The 16,870-nt window shown below is 69.7% G+C and carries 17 protein-coding genes; 8 read left to right on the forward strand and 9 right to left on the reverse strand.

Annotated features, from left to right (window positions below; translation table 11 throughout):
- Window positions 1-6 precede the first annotated feature (6 nt).
- From ABZY89_RS04795 to ABZY89_RS04820, 6 genes are all read right to left on the reverse strand, one after another.
- Complete coding sequence (locus tag ABZY89_RS04795) at window positions 7-783, reverse strand: ABC transporter permease subunit (RefSeq protein ID WP_355225057.1); 777 nt, start codon at window positions 781-783, stop codon at window positions 7-9.
- Entirely contained in the window at window positions 780-1,562 is a 783-nt protein-coding gene (locus ABZY89_RS04800; RefSeq protein ID WP_355225059.1) for an ABC transporter permease, read from the reverse strand. The genes ABZY89_RS04795 and ABZY89_RS04800 overlap by 4 nt, the downstream gene beginning before the upstream one ends.
- Window positions 1,559-2,539, reverse strand: a complete 981-nt coding sequence (locus tag ABZY89_RS04805) for an ABC transporter substrate-binding protein (RefSeq protein WP_355225061.1) — start codon at window positions 2,537-2,539, stop codon at window positions 1,559-1,561. The genes ABZY89_RS04800 and ABZY89_RS04805 overlap by 4 nt, the downstream gene beginning before the upstream one ends.
- Before the next feature lie 82 nt (window positions 2,540-2,621).
- Window positions 2,622-3,020: a DUF1707 domain-containing protein gene (locus ABZY89_RS04810; RefSeq protein ID WP_355225063.1), complete on the reverse strand. Its 399-nt coding sequence runs from the start codon at window positions 3,018-3,020 to the stop codon at window positions 2,622-2,624.
- Between the two features lie 131 nt (window positions 3,021-3,151).
- Complete coding sequence (locus ABZY89_RS04815; protein ID WP_355225065.1) at window positions 3,152-4,072, reverse strand: AEC family transporter; 921 nt, start codon at window positions 4,070-4,072, stop codon at window positions 3,152-3,154.
- A gap of 2 nt (window positions 4,073-4,074) precedes the next feature.
- The gene (locus tag ABZY89_RS04820) at window positions 4,075-4,788 is read right to left on the reverse strand and encodes a GntR family transcriptional regulator (protein WP_355225067.1); all 714 of its coding nucleotides are present in this window, start codon (window positions 4,786-4,788) and stop codon (window positions 4,075-4,077) included.
- 132 nt (window positions 4,789-4,920) lie between these two features.
- Between ABZY89_RS04820 and ABZY89_RS04825 the strand changes: the two genes are divergently transcribed.
- Genes ABZY89_RS04825 through ABZY89_RS04840 form a run of 4 tightly spaced genes read left to right on the forward strand, consistent with a single transcriptional unit; the run spans window position 4,921 to window position 8,876 of the window.
- Window positions 4,921-6,204, forward strand: coding sequence for an MFS transporter (locus ABZY89_RS04825; protein ID WP_355225069.1), 1,284 nt, complete (start codon window positions 4,921-4,923; stop codon window positions 6,202-6,204).
- Complete coding sequence (locus tag ABZY89_RS04830; protein ID WP_355225071.1) at window positions 6,201-7,163, forward strand: phosphoglycerate dehydrogenase; 963 nt, start codon at window positions 6,201-6,203, stop codon at window positions 7,161-7,163. The genes ABZY89_RS04825 and ABZY89_RS04830 overlap by 4 nt, the downstream gene beginning before the upstream one ends.
- Window positions 7,160-8,566 carry an acyclic terpene utilization AtuA family protein gene (locus ABZY89_RS04835; protein WP_355225073.1) on the forward strand — a complete coding sequence of 469 codons (1,407 nt, stop codon included), beginning with the start codon at window positions 7,160-7,162 and terminating at the stop codon, window positions 8,564-8,566. The genes ABZY89_RS04830 and ABZY89_RS04835 overlap by 4 nt, the downstream gene beginning before the upstream one ends.
- Entirely contained in the window at window positions 8,559-8,876 is a 318-nt protein-coding gene (locus tag ABZY89_RS04840; protein ID WP_355225074.1) for a DUF4387 domain-containing protein, read from the forward strand. The genes ABZY89_RS04835 and ABZY89_RS04840 overlap by 8 nt, the downstream gene beginning before the upstream one ends.
- 9 nt (window positions 8,877-8,885) lie before the next feature.
- Here ABZY89_RS04840 and ABZY89_RS04845 read toward each other — a convergent pair whose 3' ends face one another.
- Window positions 8,886-9,590, reverse strand: coding sequence for an SGNH/GDSL hydrolase family protein (locus ABZY89_RS04845; RefSeq protein ID WP_355225076.1), 705 nt, complete (start codon window positions 9,588-9,590; stop codon window positions 8,886-8,888).
- A gap of 268 nt (window positions 9,591-9,858) precedes the next feature.
- Between ABZY89_RS04845 and ABZY89_RS04850 the strand changes: the two genes are divergently transcribed.
- Both ABZY89_RS04850 and ABZY89_RS04855 read left to right on the forward strand, forming a co-directional pair.
- Complete coding sequence (locus ABZY89_RS04850) at window positions 9,859-11,667, forward strand: hypothetical protein (protein ID WP_355225078.1); 1,809 nt, start codon at window positions 9,859-9,861, stop codon at window positions 11,665-11,667.
- A gap of 410 nt (window positions 11,668-12,077) precedes the next feature.
- Window positions 12,078-13,370 (forward strand): DUF222 domain-containing protein, encoded by a 1,293-nt coding sequence (locus tag ABZY89_RS04855; RefSeq protein WP_355225080.1) that lies wholly within the window; start codon window positions 12,078-12,080, stop codon window positions 13,368-13,370.
- A gap of 11 nt (window positions 13,371-13,381) precedes the next feature.
- Here the strand turns inward: ABZY89_RS04855 and ABZY89_RS04860 are convergent, their stop codons facing one another.
- Together ABZY89_RS04860 and ABZY89_RS04865 are read right to left on the reverse strand one after the other, a co-directional pair.
- Complete coding sequence (locus ABZY89_RS04860) at window positions 13,382-13,804, reverse strand: carboxymuconolactone decarboxylase family protein (protein ID WP_355225081.1); 423 nt, start codon at window positions 13,802-13,804, stop codon at window positions 13,382-13,384.
- Between the two features lie 54 nt (window positions 13,805-13,858).
- Window positions 13,859-14,977 (reverse strand): substrate-binding domain-containing protein, encoded by a 1,119-nt coding sequence (locus ABZY89_RS04865; protein ID WP_355225082.1) that lies wholly within the window; start codon window positions 14,975-14,977, stop codon window positions 13,859-13,861.
- A gap of 134 nt (window positions 14,978-15,111) precedes the next feature.
- Between ABZY89_RS04865 and ABZY89_RS04870 the strand changes: the two genes are divergently transcribed.
- Both ABZY89_RS04870 and urtA read left to right on the forward strand, forming a co-directional pair.
- Window positions 15,112-15,501, forward strand: coding sequence for a MarR family transcriptional regulator (locus ABZY89_RS04870; protein ID WP_355225083.1), 390 nt, complete (start codon window positions 15,112-15,114; stop codon window positions 15,499-15,501).
- Between the two features lie 127 nt (window positions 15,502-15,628).
- Window positions 15,629-16,870: an urea ABC transporter substrate-binding protein gene (urtA, locus tag ABZY89_RS04875; protein ID WP_355225085.1), complete on the forward strand. Its 1,242-nt coding sequence runs from the start codon at window positions 15,629-15,631 to the stop codon at window positions 16,868-16,870.

Below are 16,870 nucleotides of genomic sequence, written 5' to 3' on the forward strand. Positions count from 1 at the left end.
TACGGGTCAGGCACCGCGGTCGGCCTGGCGCAGGCCGCGGTACCAGGCGAGCGAGTAGTGCTCGACGAGACGGAACAGGAGCGAGAGCAGGAAGCCGAGCATCCCGAGAAGGATGATCCCGGTCCACATCTGCGGGACGGCGAAGCTGCGCTGGAACTGCACGATCGAGGCGCCGAGGCCACGGTTGGCACCGAAGAGCTCGCTGATCACCATCAGGATCACGCCGATCGACAGCGCCTGGCGCGCTCCCGCCGCGATCTGCGGCGAGGCGCCGCGCAGCACGACCTGCCGCAACCGGGTCCAGGCACTGAACCGGTAGCAGCGGGCGGTGTCGAGCATGACCTCGTCCAGGCCGCGTACGCCTTCGACGGTGTTGAGCAGGATCGGCCACAGGCAGCCGAGCGCGATCGTGACGATCTTGGACGCGTCGCCGGTGTAGCCGAGGAACAGCGCGATCACCGGCACCAGCACCGGCGGCGGCACCGCCCGGAAGAACTCCAGCGTCGGCTCACAGAACGCGCGGACCGGGCGGTAGAGGCCGATGACGACCCCGAGGAGTACGCCGCCGGCCAGCGCGAGCAGATAGCCGATCGCGAGCCGCGCCAGACTCGGCAGCACGTCGCCGCGCCAGCGGTCGGCGGTCCAGGTGTCCCCGAAGACGCCGACGATCTTGGACAGCGGTGGCCAGAAGACGTTCGTGGAGCCGGCCGAGGCGAACCACCACACCGCGACCAGCACGATCGGAAGGGCGAGGGCGTACGCGACCGTCCTGAGGATCCTCACCGGGCCTCCTTTCGGATCGAGACGTGCCAGCGGAGCGTGCGCCGTTCGAGGGCCCGGGCGACCAGGTTCACGGCGACGCCGATGATCCCGACGACGATGACCAGGGCGTACGTCTTCTCGACCGCGCCGGAGGACTGGGCGACGCCGATGGACTTGCCGAGGCCGGGCACGCCGATGATCAGCTCGGCGGTGATCTCCAGGATCAGCGCGACCGAGGCGGCCAGCCGGAAGCCGGTCATGACGTAGGGGAGCGCGGTGGGCCAGACGACCCTGCGGACGGTGGTCAGGCGCGAGAAGCGGTAGGAGCGGGCGGTGTCGCGCACGACCGGGTCCACGTCGGCGACCCCGTAGAGCACCTGCACGAGGATCTGCCAGAACGCGGCGTACACGACCAGGATCAGCGCCGAGGTCGGCCGGCTGCCGTAGAGGAGCACGACGAGGGGGATCAGGGCGACCGAGGGGATCGGGCGCAGGAACTCGATCGTGGAGGCGGTCAGGTCGCGCAGGAAGCCGACCGAGCCGATGACCACGCCGAGCACGATGCCGGCGGCCATCGCGACGGCCAGGCCGGTGGCCCAGCCCCGGATGGTGGCGCCGAGGTCGGTCCAGAAGACGACCTCGCCGAGCTGGTCGAACAGCTCCGCGAACATCGCGCTCGCCGGCGGAAGATAGCTGTCGTTGACGATGCCGAGACGCGGCAGCGCCTCGGCCAGCCCGACGACCACGAGTAGGCCGAGTACGCCCAGGGCGGCGTCCCGGCCGCGGCCGGCTCCGGTCATGGAAGCAGGGCGTCCACGTCCGGGTCCTTGGCGAACAGACCATCCGCCTTCGAGAGGTCCGCCAGCTTCTGGATCGACGCGGTGTCGATCTCGGAGGTCCACTGCGGCATGTTGAGCTCGGCGAGCACCTTGTCGTCGATGTCGGTGTAGGTCGGGAGGATCTCCTTCACCTCGTCCGGGTGCTGCTGGGCGTAGTCGAGCGACTCGTTCATCGCGGTGGTGAAGGCCTCGACGGTGTCGGCGTCGGACTCGGCGTAGTTCGTCGAGGTGAAGTACTCCGCGACCGCGAGACCCGGGTCGGCGGCGACGAAGTTGGAGCCGAGGTCGGTCATGCCGGCTTGGGTGCCGATGGTGAGGAACGGCTCGACGACCTGGCCCGCGTCGACGTCGCCCTTCTCGATGGCCGGGCCGATCTCGGGGAAGGCCAGCTCGACGTACTCGATCTCGGTCGGGTCGCCGCCGTCTTGGCGGACGAGCTCGTTGGTGGTGGTCGTGTTGATGTTCTTGAGCGTGTTGACCGCGACCTTCTTGCCCTCCAGGTCCTTGGGGGAGGTGATGTCGCTGCCGGCCTTGACCAGGACACCGGCCATGTCGGCTGCCGGGTCGTCGGTGGCGTTGACGCCGGCGGTGACGACCTCGACCGGGACGTCCTGGGTCTGGGCCAGGAGCAGGGAGGTCGTGTTGGAGAAGCCGAACTGGTACTGGCCGCTGGCGACGGCGGGGATGATCGCGGCACCGCCCTGGGCGAGCTCGAGGTTGACGTCGAGGCCCTGCTCCTTGAAGAACCCCTTCTCCACCCCCAGATAGAGGGGAGCGACATCGACGATCGGGATCACGCCGACGGTGATCTCGGTGGCGCCACCGGCACCCTCATCGGCGGACTCGCCACCACCACAGGCGCTGAGCGCCAGCGGCAGGGCGAGAACGAGTGCGGTTGCCAGACCGCGGCGCGCGGTGCGGGCAGGGGAGCGGTTCATCGGGACTCCTGGTGGGCTGTGGGGGTAGCGACCGCGGCACAACCTAGTGGTGCGCCCGGGTGGAGGCCACGGAATCCGGAATTCAGTGCACAGAATGACGCATCTGCTGGTGACAGCTGCGGGAGCGGTGGTGTCCCTTGCGGAAGACCAGGGCTCCGCCGGCGATCGCGGCGAAGATCCACCACGGCACGCCCATCACGACCAGCCCGATCGCGACGAGCAGGAAGCAGGCGACCAGCGGGAACGCCCGCGGGCGGCCGCGGCGCGGGCGGCGGACCGCCTGTGGCGGCTGTGGCGCGCTCTTGGGCAGGTCGGTGAAGAGCATCTCCAGGTCGGCACGGACCTTCGCGGACCAGACCGCGTCCAGGCGCTCGTAGTAGTCGTCGTCGGTGAGTCTGCCTGTCGAGTAGTGCTCGGCGAGCCTCGCCGACGCCTCCTCCCGATCGGCCTCGCTCACCCGCAGGTTGTCGAGGTTGCTCATGTCATCTCCCTTGTGAAAGCTGCATCGACTGTCGGCGTAGTGTCCCGATATATCGCGAGGGTACGCCCGAAGAGATACAGCCGCAAGGGACTTTGGTCGGCTCGGGGCTGGCTCTGTGGCTGGCTCTGGGGCTAGGTGAGCAGCAGCACGACCAGCAGGATCGCCGGCACCGTGGCCAGCGTGCTGACGAAGATGACGTCGCGGGCCAGCAGGGTGGCCCGGTTGTAGCGCTGCGCGACGACGAACACGTTCTGAGCCGTCGGCAGCGCGGAGAGCACGGTCACGGCCAGCAGCGCCTCGGCGTCGAGGCCGAGCACGAACCGCCCGATGAGGTACGCCGCCACCGGCTGCACGATCTGCTTGGTCGCGACCACGGCGGCCAGATCGAGTGCCGGGACGCCGCGTCCGGGCAGCGGCCCGAGCCGCAGCGCGACGCCGTAGGCGATCAGCATGGATGGGACCGCCATCCCGGCCACCAGCTCCAGCGGGTCCGAGACCGCTGTGGGCAGGTCGAGATCGGTGACGGAGAGCGCGACCCCGATCAAGGAGGCGACGGTGATCGGGTTGGTCAGCGGGCGGCGGATCACGTCCCAGAACGACAGCTTCGTCGTGCTCGCGTCGGCGTCGAGCAGGACCAGTGCCAGCGGCTGGAGGACCAGCATCTGCAGCAGCAGCGTCGGTGCTACCAGGACCGGGTCGCCCAGGACGTACGCCGCGATCGGCAGGCCGAGGTTGCCGGCGTTCGCGTAGGAGCCGCACAGGACCGCGACCACCGTGTCGCCCAAGCCGCGGCGGCGCAGCGTCTCGACGGTGGCCACGAGCGTGGCGGCGACGAGCACGCCCCCGGCGACCGCGACCAGGTTGCCGGAGAGCACGAAGCCGAGGTCGCTGTCGTCCATGACCGTGATGAGCAGCGCCGGGCTGGCGACGTAGAATGCGACCGTCGAGAGCGTCCGCTGGCCGCGCTCGTCCAGGATCCGGAGCTGGGCGAGGAGTGCGCCGAGGGCGATGAGGACGGTGATCGTGGCGAAGCCGGTGAAGACTCCCGCCACGTCTACTGCTCGCGCCGCAGGTCGAGGAGTCCGCGGGCGGCGTGCTCGGTGACGATGCGCTCGGACTCTGCGGCGTCGCGAGCGCGCAGGGCGATCACGAGGGCACGGTGCTCGGCGTAGCGGTCGGCGCCGAACTCGTCGCCGGCGAGCAGGTGCGCCCGGGAGATCTCCCGCTGCCGCGACCGGCTCAGCGAGCGGGACTGCTCGAGGAGGCGTACGAGAACCGGGTTGTGGGCCGCGGCGTTGACCTGCTCGTTGAAGCGGCCGAGGACGTCGAGGAAGCGGTCGGCGTGCTTCTCGACCGGCTTGCCGTCGCGATGACGTGCCCGGATCAGGATCACCAGGTCGTCGGCCTCATCGAGCAGCCGGTCGAGCTCGTCGAGCTCGTCGTCGGTCGCATGCCGCGCGGCGAACCGGGCGGCCAGGCCGCGCAGCGCGACCTCCACCTCGGCCAGGTCGTGGCTGGCGTCCTCCTCGATCCGGGCCACCAGTGTCGTACGCGGGCCCACTCGCTCCACGAGGCCGTCGAGCTCGAGCCGCCGGATCGCCTCGCGGACCGGGGTCGGGCTGACGCCGAGGCGCTCGGCCATGCCTCGCTCGGTCACCTTGGCGCCGGGCTCGAGCTCGCCGGAGCCGATCTGGCCGCGTAAGGCCTGATAGACGCGCTCGGCCACCGTCGTGGTCTCCGGGGTGGTCTCGGGGGAGGAGATCGACATGGTCCTGATCCTAGGCCACTTTTCCAACAGTGCCACCTCTTGACTCTTTTGCTGTAGCAAAACTACTGTGAGCGCCGCCACAGCCCGCAGGGTCCATGCCGGGACCATGCAGAGATCACGGAGGTCCGTCTCGTGAGCACCACCATCCCCACCGCACCACCACGGCAGCTCGGGCCCCGCCGGATCACCCTTCTCGTCGCGCTGGCGGTCTTCGCCCAGGAGTCGATGTGGAACTTCTACGACAGCCAGGTGCCGCCGCTGCTGCGCGACCACCTCGCCAGCGCCGCTCTCGTCGGCTTCATCATGGGCATGGACAACCTGTTCGGCATCTTCATCCAGCCGTGGATGGCCAACCGGTCCGACCGGACGCGCACCCGTTGGGGCCGGCGGATGCCCTACCTCGCCGTCGGGATGCCGCTCGCGGCGCTGCTGTTCGTGACCCTGCCGCACACCGCTGACTCGCTGCCGCTGCTGATCGTCGTCATCGTCGCGTTCGCGCTGGTCTCGAACTCGTTCAAGCCGATCGGCGAGGCGCTGGTGCCCGACTTCATCGCCCCCGAGCGCCGCAGCCGTGCCAACGCCGCGGTCAAGATCGCCTCCAGCCTCACCGTTATCGTCGCGGCCGTGGTCAGCATCGTGCTGGTCGACGACCACCCGGCCCTCGCCTTCGCGGTGATCGCGCTGATCACCCTCGTCTCGGTCACCGTGCTGTGCCTCTCGATCCGCGACAGCTCCTCGCCCGGTTACCAGGCGGCAGTGGCCGAGGACGCCGCCGAGGAGTCGACGTCGGTCGGACAGGCACGCATCCGCGACACCATCTGGGAGATCGTGCGCGACACCGACCGCAGCCGGCTGCTGCTGATCGTGGCGATCCTGGTCTTCGGCAGCGCCTGGGCCGGCTCGCGCGCGCTGGTGACGCCCTACGGCATGGAGACCCTCGGGCTCTCGCGCGGCGACGCGGGCGGGATCACGCTGCCGAGCGGGGTCGCGTTCCTGCTCGCGGCCTATCCGACCGCCCTGTTCGCCGAGCGCTTCGGCCGGCTGCGCACCATGATCGCCGGGATGGCGATCTTCGCGGCCGCCATGGTCCTCGGCACCCTGGTGCAGACCCCGACCGGCACCGTGGTGGCGTTCTGCATCGGCGCCGCCGGTGCCTCGGCCTTCCTGGTCAACGCCGTCGTCGTGCTGTGGAACCTGGCGCCGTCGGCGCGGGTCTTCGGGACGTACGCAGCGCTCTATGCGGTGGGCTGGCAGAGCGGTGCCTTCCTCGGTCCGGCCCTGATCGGCGGAGCCGTCGACATCCTGGGCTGGCAGACGATGCTGCTCGACATCGCGGTCGTCGCGACGGTCGCGGTCGTGATCGTGGTGCGGATCGACCGCCTCCAGCGGCGCGGCGACGTCGAACGGGCGGTGTGAGCGCGGTGGCCCGGATCCTGATCACCACCGACTACCTGCGGCCCGGCGACGAGGTCGACGACCTCCTCCGCTCCCGGGGCCACGAGACCCGCTACCGGTCCGGGGATCTGGTCGCCGACCTCGCCGGGGTCGAGGGTGCCCTGGTCGGTCACGACCCGCTCACCGCCGAGGTCCTCGCGTCCGCGGACCGTCTGAGGGCCGTCGTACGCACCGGGGTCGGCTATGACGCGATCGACGTCGAGGCGGCCGCACGTGCCGGGATCACGGTCAGCAACCTGCCCGGGATCAACGCCAACGCGGTCGCCGAGTACACCATGGGGCTGCTCCTCGCCTCCTCCCGCCGGCTGGTCGAGACCGCGACCGCTGTCGCGGCCGGCGGCTGGCCACGTGAGGACGGCCGCGAGCTGCGCGGCTCCACCCTGGGCCTGATCGGCTACGGCGCCGCCGCCCGTGCGGTCGTGCCGCTGGCCCGGGCGTTCGGGATGAGCGTGCTGTGCACGACTGCTGTCGCCGAGGCCGAGCGGACCGACCCGGAGGTCCGGTTCGTCGAGCTGCCCGAGCTGCTGGCATCGGCCGACTACGTGTCGGTCCACACCGCGCTCACCCCACGAACGCGGGGGATGCTCGACACCGCCGCGTTCGCGCTGATGAAGCCTGGGTCGGTGCTGGTGAACACCGCCCGCGGCGCGATCGTCGACGAGGACGCGCTCGTCGCCGCCGTACGTGAGGGCCGGATCGCCGGAGCGGCGCTCGACGTGGTCGCCGAGGAGCCGCTGCCGGCCGAGAGCCCGCTGCGCGGGGTGCCCGGGATCGTCGTCCACTCCCACCTGGCCGGGCAGACCGCCGAGGCCCGCCGGGCCGCCGGCCTCGAGGGAGCCCGCGAGCTCCTCGACGCGCTCGCGGGCTGCCCGAAACATGCTGTCAACGCCCACCTGATCGAGGAGAGAAACAACAGATGACCAGCGACAACGCTGACTCCGTCAGCATCTTGGTGCCCAGCGGGATGCTCGGCGCCGGGTTCCCGGAGGAGACGATCACCCGTGGGATCGCGCTGGGAGCGGACGTGATCGCCGTCGACGGCGGCTCCACCGACTCCGGTCCCTACTACCTGGGTGCCTCGAAGCCGAAGACCACCGCCGCCGCGGTCGCCCGCGACCTGCGGCTCCTGCTCCGGGCAGCGGCCGGGGCCCGGATCCCGATCATCGTCGGCTCCTGCGGCACCAGCGGCACGGACGACGGCGTCGACTGGGTCGCCGGGATCGTCGCCGGCCTGCTCGCCGAGGAGGGCCTGTCGATGAAGGTCGCCCGGATCTACAGCGAGCAGCGCGCCCCCGACCTGAAGGAGCCGCTCGAGGCCGGCCGGATCCACCCGCTGCCGCCGCTGGGCGACCTCGACGGTGCGACCCTCGAGGACTGCACCCACATCGTCGCCATGATGGGCCACGAGCCGATCGCCGAGGCGCTCTCGGCCGGGGCTCAGGTGGTCCTGGCCGGGCGGGCGACCGACACGGCCAACGCCGCTGCGTACGCCTTGCTGAAGGGGATGCCCGCCGGGCCGACCTGGCACGCGGCCAAGATCGTCGAGTGCGGCGGCCAGTGCACGACCAACCCGCGGATGGGCGGAGTCTTCGCGACCATCGACCGGACCGGGTTCACCATCGAGCCGCTCGACGAGAGCGCCGCGTGCACGCCGATCTCGGTGGCCGCCCACATGCTGTACGAGACGGCGAACCCGTTCGAGATGCGAGAGCCGGACGGCACCCTGGACGTGCGCGATGCCGTCTACACCGCGCTCGACGAGCGGCGGGTGCGTGTCGAGGGGTCGCGGTTCCATCACGCCGAGCAGCACACGATCAAGCTCGAGGGTGCCCGGATCACCGGCTACGAGACGATGTCGTTCTCCGCGATCCGGGACCCGCTGATCCTCAAGGACATCGAGGGCTGGGCCTCGCTGATGCACGTCGTGTTCACCCAGCGGGTCGAGCAGACCCTGGGCCTGACCCGCGAGGACTACGACTACGACCTGCGTCTCTACGGCTACAACGCGGTCCTCGGCGATCTCGACCCGTCCACCGAGCCGCCGCGCGAGGTCGGGGTGATGCTGCTCGTCCGGGCCGCCGACCAGGCCTTGGCCACCGCGGTCGCCAAGGTCGCCAACCCGCTGATGCTGCACCTGCCGGCCCAGGACATGGACTACCTGCCCAGCCTGGCGTTCCCCGGGTCGCCGGCCGAGGTCGAGCGGGGCGCTGCGTACGAGTTCGTGCTCAACCACGCCGTCGACAGCCTCACCCCGACCGCGATGTTCCGCACCGAGTTCAGCACCGAGTTCAGCACCGAGATCGGAGAGAAGCACGATGTCTGAGACCACCCTGGGGGACCTCGCGACCGAGGTCCGCTCCAAGAACGCCGGGCCGTTCTGGATCACGATGGAGCTGTTCATGCGCGACGCCGAGGGCTACCGGATCGCGGCCGACGAGACTTTCCTCGACGAGGACGTCGTCGCCGGTCTCTACCGCGTCGATCCCGGGTCGGTCCAGATCTTCCGGATCCCGTCGCTCAACGTCGTCAAGATCTCCTACCCGCGCCCGGTCTCGCAGGGCTCGCTGCGCGACCGCGACACCCATGCCGGCCAGCACCACGTACCGCTCGCCCAGCTGGTGGTGCCCAGCTAGAGATCGACGCTAGAAGTCGAGGTGGTCGCAGATCGCCTGCGCCCACCGCTCATAGCCCGCCGGCGAGGCGTGGAACCCGTCGGCGGCGAAGAAGGACAGCTCCGCGGGACCGAGGTCGGCGGAGCTGACCCACTGCACCGACGTACGTCCGGCGCAGACCAGCCGCGCTGCCACGTCGAGCGCCTCCCCGCGCTCGGCGAGGTATCGCCGCAAGGTGCGGGGGAGTGACGGGAACGCGCCGAACTCCGGGATCCCGGGGAGGACGGTGTGTGCGGCGTGCTCCTGGAGGGTCTCGACGATCGCGGTCAGATCGCGCGTCCAGGCTTCGACCGAGCGGCGCGCGAGGATGTCGTTGACGCCCACCAGGAGCACGGCGAGGTCCCACTCGCCGGTGACCTTGGTGAGGATGCCGTGCCGGATCCGCTCGCTGGTCGCGCCGTACTTCCCGAGCGCCCGCCACTCGACCGACCGCTCGGTCCGCTTCGCGATCGCACGCGCCATCGACCCGGCGAAGGCGAGGTCGTGGGTGGGCGCGCCCCTCCCCGACGCGGACGAGTCGCCGATCACCAGTAGGCGCAGCGGAATGGATCCATCCTCGGCCTCCGGAGCCGTCACGAAACCCTTCGTCGGGCCCTCCGGACGAGGCTCCTTTCCGATGGTCCGATTGACGTACGCGGCCTGTGCGGCGACCAGTGGGAGCAGCAGTGGATTCATCGTCTCTCCCCGAGCGGTTCTGTCGTGACGTACGTGCTCTTCCGTCGTTCTACAGCGCGTGCTCCGGTGGGTCTCCGACGTTGGCTGAACGGTGGGCGAATGTCCCCGGAAGGTTTGACACAGGCACTCCTCATGCCGGTCACCGTTGGGGTACAAGACAAGGGAATCAAAGACACGTGACCCGACTCACTGCGTGCCAGCCCTAGCATCACGCCCAGTTGTGAGCGCTCGACCAAAACCCTCCCCTCACTCGAAGGAATGCGAAGCCATGTCCGACTTCATCAGCGGCATCTTCAACCGTCACAAGACCGAGCAGCCGAAGGCCGGGGAGGGCGAGTCGATCGACGTCTCCGCTCCCGGCTACGGCGAGAGCCTGGCCGCCCCCGAGGCCAGTGCGTACGTCACCGAGCCCCCTGCGCCGCCGGTTGCCGAGCCGGCTGTTGAGCCGGCCGTCGTGCCGGTTGCCGAGACCGTCATCGAGCCCGTCGCCGAGGCCCCCTCCCTCGACCCGCTCTCCGACCCCGAGCACGTCATCACCGACACCGAGGAGACCCCGGCGGCCGAGGTGGCCGAGCTCGCCGTAGAGGAGGTCGAGGTGGGCAGCGACGTCGTGGGTGAGGTCGCCGAGACCGAGCCCGCCGAGGCTCCTGTTGACGAGGTTCCGGCCGAGGCGGTCGAGACCGAGGGCACGTACGAGGCGCCGCTCGAGGGCGTCGACGCCGAAGCCCCCGTCGTCGAGACCACCGAGGAGGTCGAGGAGGCCGCTGTCGAGGAGCCGACTGAGGACGCGCCGGTCGACGAGGCGCCGGTCGAGACCGAGGCCGTTGCCGACGCGGCCGACGCCGAGGTCACGGACACCGCGGACGAGGTCGTCACCGAGGACGTTGTCGTCGAGGGTGCGACCGAGGACGTCGCCGACGCGACCGAGGTCGAGGTCGACGCCGAGGACACCTTCGTATCCGCCGACGCGATCGAGTCGGACCAGGCCGAGGAGACCGGCGTCGAGCCGCAGGGTGAGGCGCTCGCCGAGGAGGTCGCTGTCGACGAGCCGACCGAGGTCGAGGACGTCGTGGTGACCGCGGACGAGGGTGAGGCGTCCGAGGTAGAGGTCGTGGAGTCCGTCGAGTCGGCCGACGAGACCGTCGGTGAGGCGGAGGACGAGCTGACCGATGTCGAGGCAGAGGAGACGTTCGAGTCGGCCGACGAGGTTGTCGACGAGGCTGCTGACGTGACCGAGTCGGTCGAGGGCGACGAGGAGATCGTCGACGTCGTCGAGGACGAGGCGCCGGCCGAGGAGATCGCTGTCGACGAGGTCGCTGCCGAGGAGGCGCCGACGGAGACCGAGGACGTGGTCCTGGCTGCCGAGACCGACGAGTCGACCGAGGCCGAGGCCGCGGGCAGCGACGTGACTGCCGAGGCTGCTGAGGAGGTTGTTGACGAGCCTGCCGAGGTGACCGAGGTGACCGAGGAGGTCGAGGCGGCCGTCGAGCCGACCGACGTCGTCGAGGAGTCGCCGGTGGAGACCGAGGACGAGGACGAGGTCGAGGACACCGAGACGGTCGTCGACGAGGCGCTGACCGAGGACGCCACCGAGGCACCCGCCGAGGAGGTCGCCGATGCCGTCGACACCGTCGCCGAGGAGACCGAGCCCGTCGAGGAGGAGCCCGCCGCGGCGGAGGAGACCGTGACCGAGGCCCCGGCCCCCGGCTTCGCGCCGGAGCCGGTCGTCGAGCCGGAGCCGACCGCCGACTCGACCCTGACCGGCGTGCTGCGTGCCGCCCGTGCCGCCCGCGAGGAGCGCGGGAAGTCGACGGTGAGCGAGGGTCTTGTCGAGCGCCTGGTCCACCACATCGTGGCCAAGGTCGACGGCGTACACGCCATCGACGACGAGGGCACCGTGGTCGACATCGCCGACGACGTCGCCAACGTCACGGTGTCCTACGTGATCGAGTACGGCACCCCGGTCAAGGCCAACGCCGTCACCATCCGCACCCGGGTCATCGAGGCCGTCGAGGACTACTTCGACATCGACGTCGAGGCCGTGGACGTCAACGTGAGCGACTTCCACATCGCCTGATTCTCGCCGGATCGCATGAGAGCCTCGGAGCGCGTCGTGCTCCGGGGCTTTCGCCTATCCGCTGGTCGAGCCGCCGGAGCCGCTAGGCGGAGGCGTGTCGAGACCAACACGGTTCGCTTCTGCGGGAGAGCTCGCTTGGCGACCGTTCTTCGTTCCGAGGTTCGCCGCCGACCCTTGCCTTGAGTGTTTCTCGATCGCGCGCCGCGTCAAGGACGCCCTTCGGGCGCCGGCTTCGCCGGCCGCTTCGCGGTCCTTGACTCGGCACCCGATCGAGAAAGATTTCGCCTGTATCGGGGCGGCGGCGAGAGAGTGGCGCGGAGTTCACGTTGCTTGTTCGCTGACCGCGTAACTGTCATCTGACCTGCTTAAATAGGTCGCGGCGGAGTGCTCGATAGCATATAATAAGGCGCATGTACGAGACGATCGACCACCTCCTCGCAGGGCCGCCTTCGGGTGCGTCCGAGGCTGAGCTGGTCGATTGGATTGCTGGTCTCGAAGCGGTGAAGTGCACTGCTGAGGCTGTGCAGGCAGAAGCGGCGGTACGTCTCGACGAAGCCGTCCGGGCACGCCAATCAGAGGCTGGGGTTCCTGCCCGCAGGCTCGGCGAAGGGGTTGCCTCCCAGGTCGCGCTCGCGCGGCGGGTCTCGCCCGAGAAGGGCGCCAAGCTCCTCGGGCTCGCGAAGATCCTGATCAACGAGATGCCGCACACCTTCGCACTGATGAGAGCCGGGCTGTTCTCGCAATGGCAGGCCACCATCCTGGCCCGTGAAACCGCCTGCCTGTCGTTGGATGATCGTCGGGTCATCGACTACGACCTCTGCGCCACGGGTCCTGGCGGCGAGTCTGCCAAGGCGGTGTCGATGGGGTTGCGGCAGCTCGAGAACGCCGCCAAGAAGCTCGCCATCACCCTGGACCAGGCATCTGTCGTGGCCCGGGCCGCGAACGCTGTGAAAGACCGCCGCGTCAGCCTCCGCCCTGCCCCGGACACGATGACCTGGCTCGACGCCCTGCTCCCGGTCAAGGACAGCGTCGCGGTCTTCGCCGCACTCGACCAAGCGGCCAAGACCGCTGCGGCTGCGGGCGACGAGCGGACCCGTGGCCAGGTCATGGCCGACACCCTCGTCGACCGGATCACCGGCCGCAGCACCACCGATGCGAAACCTCGCATCGAGGTCAAGATCGTGATGACAGCCGACTCCCTCACCGGCGACGCCGATCAGCCGGCCATGGTCGAGGGCTACGGACCCGTCCCCGCCGCTTGGGCCCGCGCAGCCCTCGCCGACGCCGAGGTGTTCGTCCGTCGCCTGTTCACCGACCCCGCCGGGCAACTGGTCGCGATGGAATCACGCGCCAGGAAGGCGCCCGAGGGGCTGTCGGAGTTCATCGCGACCCGTGACGGCGGGATCTGCCGCACCAACGGCTGCGACGCCCCGATCCGCAACGTCGACCACGTCGAACGCCACGCCGACGGCGGCGAAACCAGAGCCGAGAACCTGCAAGGTCTGTGCGAACGGTGCAATCAGGCCAAGGAAGCCCTCGGCTGGCGGGCCAGACCAGGACCCGACGGCACCATCATCACCACCACACCCACCGGGCACAGCTACATCAGCCCGCCACCCGAAACCTGGTCACCAGATCCGCCACTATCGCCAGCAGAGCTCAGACTGCGCCGCATGCTCCGCGATCACACCCTTGCCGCCTGATCATGTCGCGCTCAGGCGAGGGGGAGGAGGCCGCGTTCAGCGAAGACCTTCTTGGCGGTGAAGGTGGCGTTCAGGGCGCGGGGGAAGCCGCAGTAGACGGCGGAGTGGAGGAATGCCTCGATAATCTGTTCGGGGGTCAGGCCTACGTTGAGGGCGGCGTTGATGTGGACCTCGAGCTGGGGCTCGCAACCACCCAGGGCGGTCAGCATGCCGAGGGTGACGAGCTGTCGGTCTCGCGGCTCGAGGCCCGGGCGGGCGTAGATCTCGCCGAAGCCCCAGGCGACGACCTGGTGGCCGAGCTCCGGGGCGATGTCGGCGAGGGAGTCGATGACTCGGGCGCCGGCCTCGCCGTCGATCGCGTCGAGGATCTCGCGGCCGTGGTCGTGGCGGGCGGCGCGGGCGGTGGGGTCCTGGGTCGGGTTCTCGTACGTCATGTCGCGCACGCTAGGAGTTGGAGCGCGCTCGAAGTCAACGGACCGACGCAGGCGTCAGGAGGCGTACGCGATCTGCTCCTGGATCTCGAAGCGGAGGCCGTCGGCGGCGGCGATGTAGACGTCCTGGTCGACGAGGTTGCCGTGCATGCGCATCAGGCCGCGGGGGCTGGAGTAGCTGTGGTGGTCGGTGAGGCGCAGCGCGGGCTCGACCTCGAGAGAACCGCAGGCGTCGCCGATCTGGCGCAGGAACATCAGCGACTCGTAGCAGGACTCGCCGACAGCGTTGAGGGAGGGCGCGTACTCGCCGAAGCTGCGGTAGTAGCGCTCGGCCAGACCCGCCGACTCGGGGGTGGTGAGGCCGTCGAAGTAGGCGGCGGCCGCGAAGACATTGGCGTTGGCGCCGGCGCCACCGGCGAGCAGGGTGTTCTCCTCGACCGCAGGGCTCAGACGGGTCAGCGACGAGCTCAGCCCGGCGGCGGCGAACTGGCGGTTGAAGTGCACCGCGTCCTGCCCCATCAGCAGCATGATCACCCCGTCCTGCTCGCCGCCCTCGAGGCCACGCAGCACGCCGGCGAAGTCGCGGGTCCCCAGCGGGACGTACGTCTCGCTCACGACCTCCGACGGCGACCCGCGCAGCGCCGCCCGGGCCGTGGACCCGGTGACGCGCGGGAAGACGTAGTCGTTGCCGACCACCGCCCAGCGGGAGACGCCGTGGTTGGCGCGCATCCAGGCGGTGGCGGGGAGCAGCTGGTTGACCGGGCGCTCCCCGATCATGAAGACCCCAGGGGTGTCGTCGCCGCCCTCGTGCATGGCGGCGAAGGCGTAGAGGGTCCGGCCGCCGACGCGGGCGGTGATCGCCTGGCGTACGGCGGAGATGTGCCAGCCGGCGATCGCGTCGACCCGGCCTAGCTCGACGAGCCGGGCGACCTCGGCGGCGACCTCGTGGGGAGCGCGCCCGGCATCGATCGCGACCAGCTCGACCGGCTTCCCGGCGATCCCGCCGCCTGCGTTCAGCTCCTCGGCGGCGAGTTCGCCGCAGGCCAGGCAGCCGGGGCCGTAGATGCCCGTCGGACCCTGCATCGGCACCACGAACGCGATCGAGAGGGCGCCCGGCGGACGAGGTGCGAGGCCCAGCAGGGCATGGGACGCCGGGGTGAACGACGGCGGAGACATCGGCACCTGCTCCCAGACGAACCAGACCAGCTGAAGCGGACGGATGACTCACCATTGAGCCGATGGATGGTTAGGGTACGGGAGTCGGGCCCTCGGCGCAGCGGGCATCCAGCAGACATTCGTGGGAGGACGCCATGGAGACGGCCGTAGCGGATCTCGCCGTGCTGCTCGCCCGGGCGCAGCGCCGGATCGAGCGAGCGCTCGCCGAGGCGTACGCCGAGTTCGACCTCACCGCGGAGCAGTGGCGCATCCTCAGCGTGCTGCTCGACGATCCGGGCCAGACGATGACGCGCCTCGCGGATGGCGCCGCGCTCCCGGCCGGCACCCTGACCAGGCACGTCGACCGGCTGGTCGAGCGCGGGCTGGTGCTGCGCAAGATCCATGCCGAGGACAAGCGCCGCGCCGTGGTCGCGCTCTCGCCGGTGGGCGCCTCGGCAGCCCGGGAGATCCGCGCCCGCCAGCAGACCGAGGCCGTCGCCAGGGTCGCCCGCGACCTGCGGACGGTCCTCGACACCCTCCCTTGAGCTCGGCCGACTGAAGGCGTTTCCGTCTGGAAACAAATCGCCGCGGAGCCCGACACATCCGCGAAACAACCCATCCCTAGATTCCTTCCATTCGAGAGCAATTGTCCGATGGAAGGACCCCCATCCCGTGCGTACGAAATTCTCGAGCCGCGTCCTTGCGGCCAGCTCGGTGCTTGCCCTGGGCATGACCGCGACCGCCTGCGGCGGCGCCAAGACCGGTGACACCGCGACCAGCGAGAGCTGCGTCGACACCAGCGGCGACACCATCAAGATCGGCTTCCTCAACTCCCTGTCCGGGACGATGGCGATCAGCGAGACGACCGTCTTCAAGTCCCTGTCCATGGCAGCCGAGGAGATCAACGCCGACGGTGGCGTGCTCGGCAAGAAGCTCGAGATCGTCAGCGAGGACGGCCAGTCCGAGCCGACCGTCTTCGCCGAGAAGGCGACGAAGCTGATCCAGGACGACTGCGTCGCGGCGGTCTTCGGCGGCTGGACCTCCAGCTCGCGCAAGGCGATGCTGCCGGTCTTCGAGGGCAACGACGCGCTGCTCTTCTACCCGGTGCAGTACGAGGGCCTGGAGTCCTCGCACAACATCTTCTACACCGGCGCCACCACCAACCAGCAGATCATCCCCGCCCTCGACTTCCTCAAGCAGGAGAAGAAGATCGAGTCGATCTTCCTGGTCGGCTCCGACTACGTCTTCCCGCGCACGGCCAACAAGATCATCAAGCAGTACGCAGCCGCCAACGGCATCGAGGTCCTCGGCGAGGAGTACCAGCCCCTGGGCTCGACCGACTTCGGCACCGTCGTCGACAAGGTCAAGGCCGCCGGCGCGGACGCGGTCTTCAACACCCTCAACGGCGACTCCAACGTGGCCTTCTTCAAGGAGTACAAGGGCAAGGGCCTGACCGCTTCGGCGATGCCGGTGCTCTCGGTCTCGATCGCCGAGGAGGAGGTCCCGGGCGTCGGCGTGGGCAACCTCGAGGGGCAGTACACCGCCTGGAACTACTACCAGACCATCGACAGCCCGGTGAACCAGAAGTTCGTCACCGACTTCAAGGCGGCCAACGGCGCCAAGGCGGTCACCTCCGACCCGATGGAGGCCGCCTACACCTCGCTGCACCTGTGGAAGGGCATGGTCGAGAAGGCGGACTCGTTCGCCGTCGAGGACGTCATCGACGCCTCCGACGGCGTCACCTACGACGCGCCGGAGGGCACCGTCGAGGTCGACGGCGAGAACCACCACATCGCCAAGACCGCGCTCATCGGCCAGGTGAACTCCGAGGGCCTGATCGACACGGTCTGGTCGAGCGACAAGCCGATCGAGCCGGACCCGTACCTGAAGTCCTACGACTGGTGGAAGAACTAG

It is taken from the genome of Nocardioides sp. NPDC006303, from assembly GCF_040613175.1.
GTDB lineage: Bacteria > Actinomycetota > Actinomycetes > Propionibacteriales > Nocardioidaceae > Nocardioides.

Excerpts from the sequence above, each read along its gene's own strand:
- ABZY89_RS04800 (WP_355225059.1), bottom strand. The coding sequence starts at position 1,562 with ATGACCGGAGCCGGCCGCGGCCGGGACGCCGCCCTGGGCGTACTCGGC.
- ABZY89_RS04805 (WP_355225061.1), bottom strand. The coding sequence starts at position 2,539 with ATGAACCGCTCCCCTGCCCGCACCGCGCGCCGCGGTCTGGCAACCGCA.
- ABZY89_RS04810 (WP_355225063.1), bottom strand. The coding sequence starts at position 3,020 with ATGAGCAACCTCGACAACCTGCGGGTGAGCGAGGCCGATCGGGAGGAG.
- ABZY89_RS04820 (WP_355225067.1), bottom strand. The coding sequence starts at position 4,788 with ATGTCGATCTCCTCCCCCGAGACCACCCCGGAGACCACGACGGTGGCC.
- ABZY89_RS04835 (WP_355225073.1), top strand. The coding sequence starts at position 7,160 with ATGACCAGCGACAACGCTGACTCCGTCAGCATCTTGGTGCCCAGCGGG.
- ABZY89_RS04840 (WP_355225074.1), top strand. The coding sequence starts at position 8,559 with ATGTCTGAGACCACCCTGGGGGACCTCGCGACCGAGGTCCGCTCCAAG.
- ABZY89_RS04845 (WP_355225076.1), bottom strand. The coding sequence starts at position 9,590 with ATGAATCCACTGCTGCTCCCACTGGTCGCCGCACAGGCCGCGTACGTC.
- ABZY89_RS04850 (WP_355225078.1), top strand. The coding sequence starts at position 9,859 with ATGTCCGACTTCATCAGCGGCATCTTCAACCGTCACAAGACCGAGCAG.
- ABZY89_RS04855 (WP_355225080.1), top strand. The coding sequence starts at position 12,078 with ATGTACGAGACGATCGACCACCTCCTCGCAGGGCCGCCTTCGGGTGCG.
- ABZY89_RS04860 (WP_355225081.1), bottom strand. The coding sequence starts at position 13,804 with ATGACGTACGAGAACCCGACCCAGGACCCCACCGCCCGCGCCGCCCGC.
- ABZY89_RS04865 (WP_355225082.1), bottom strand. The coding sequence starts at position 14,977 with ATGTCTCCGCCGTCGTTCACCCCGGCGTCCCATGCCCTGCTGGGCCTC.
- ABZY89_RS04870 (WP_355225083.1), top strand. The coding sequence starts at position 15,112 with ATGGAGACGGCCGTAGCGGATCTCGCCGTGCTGCTCGCCCGGGCGCAG.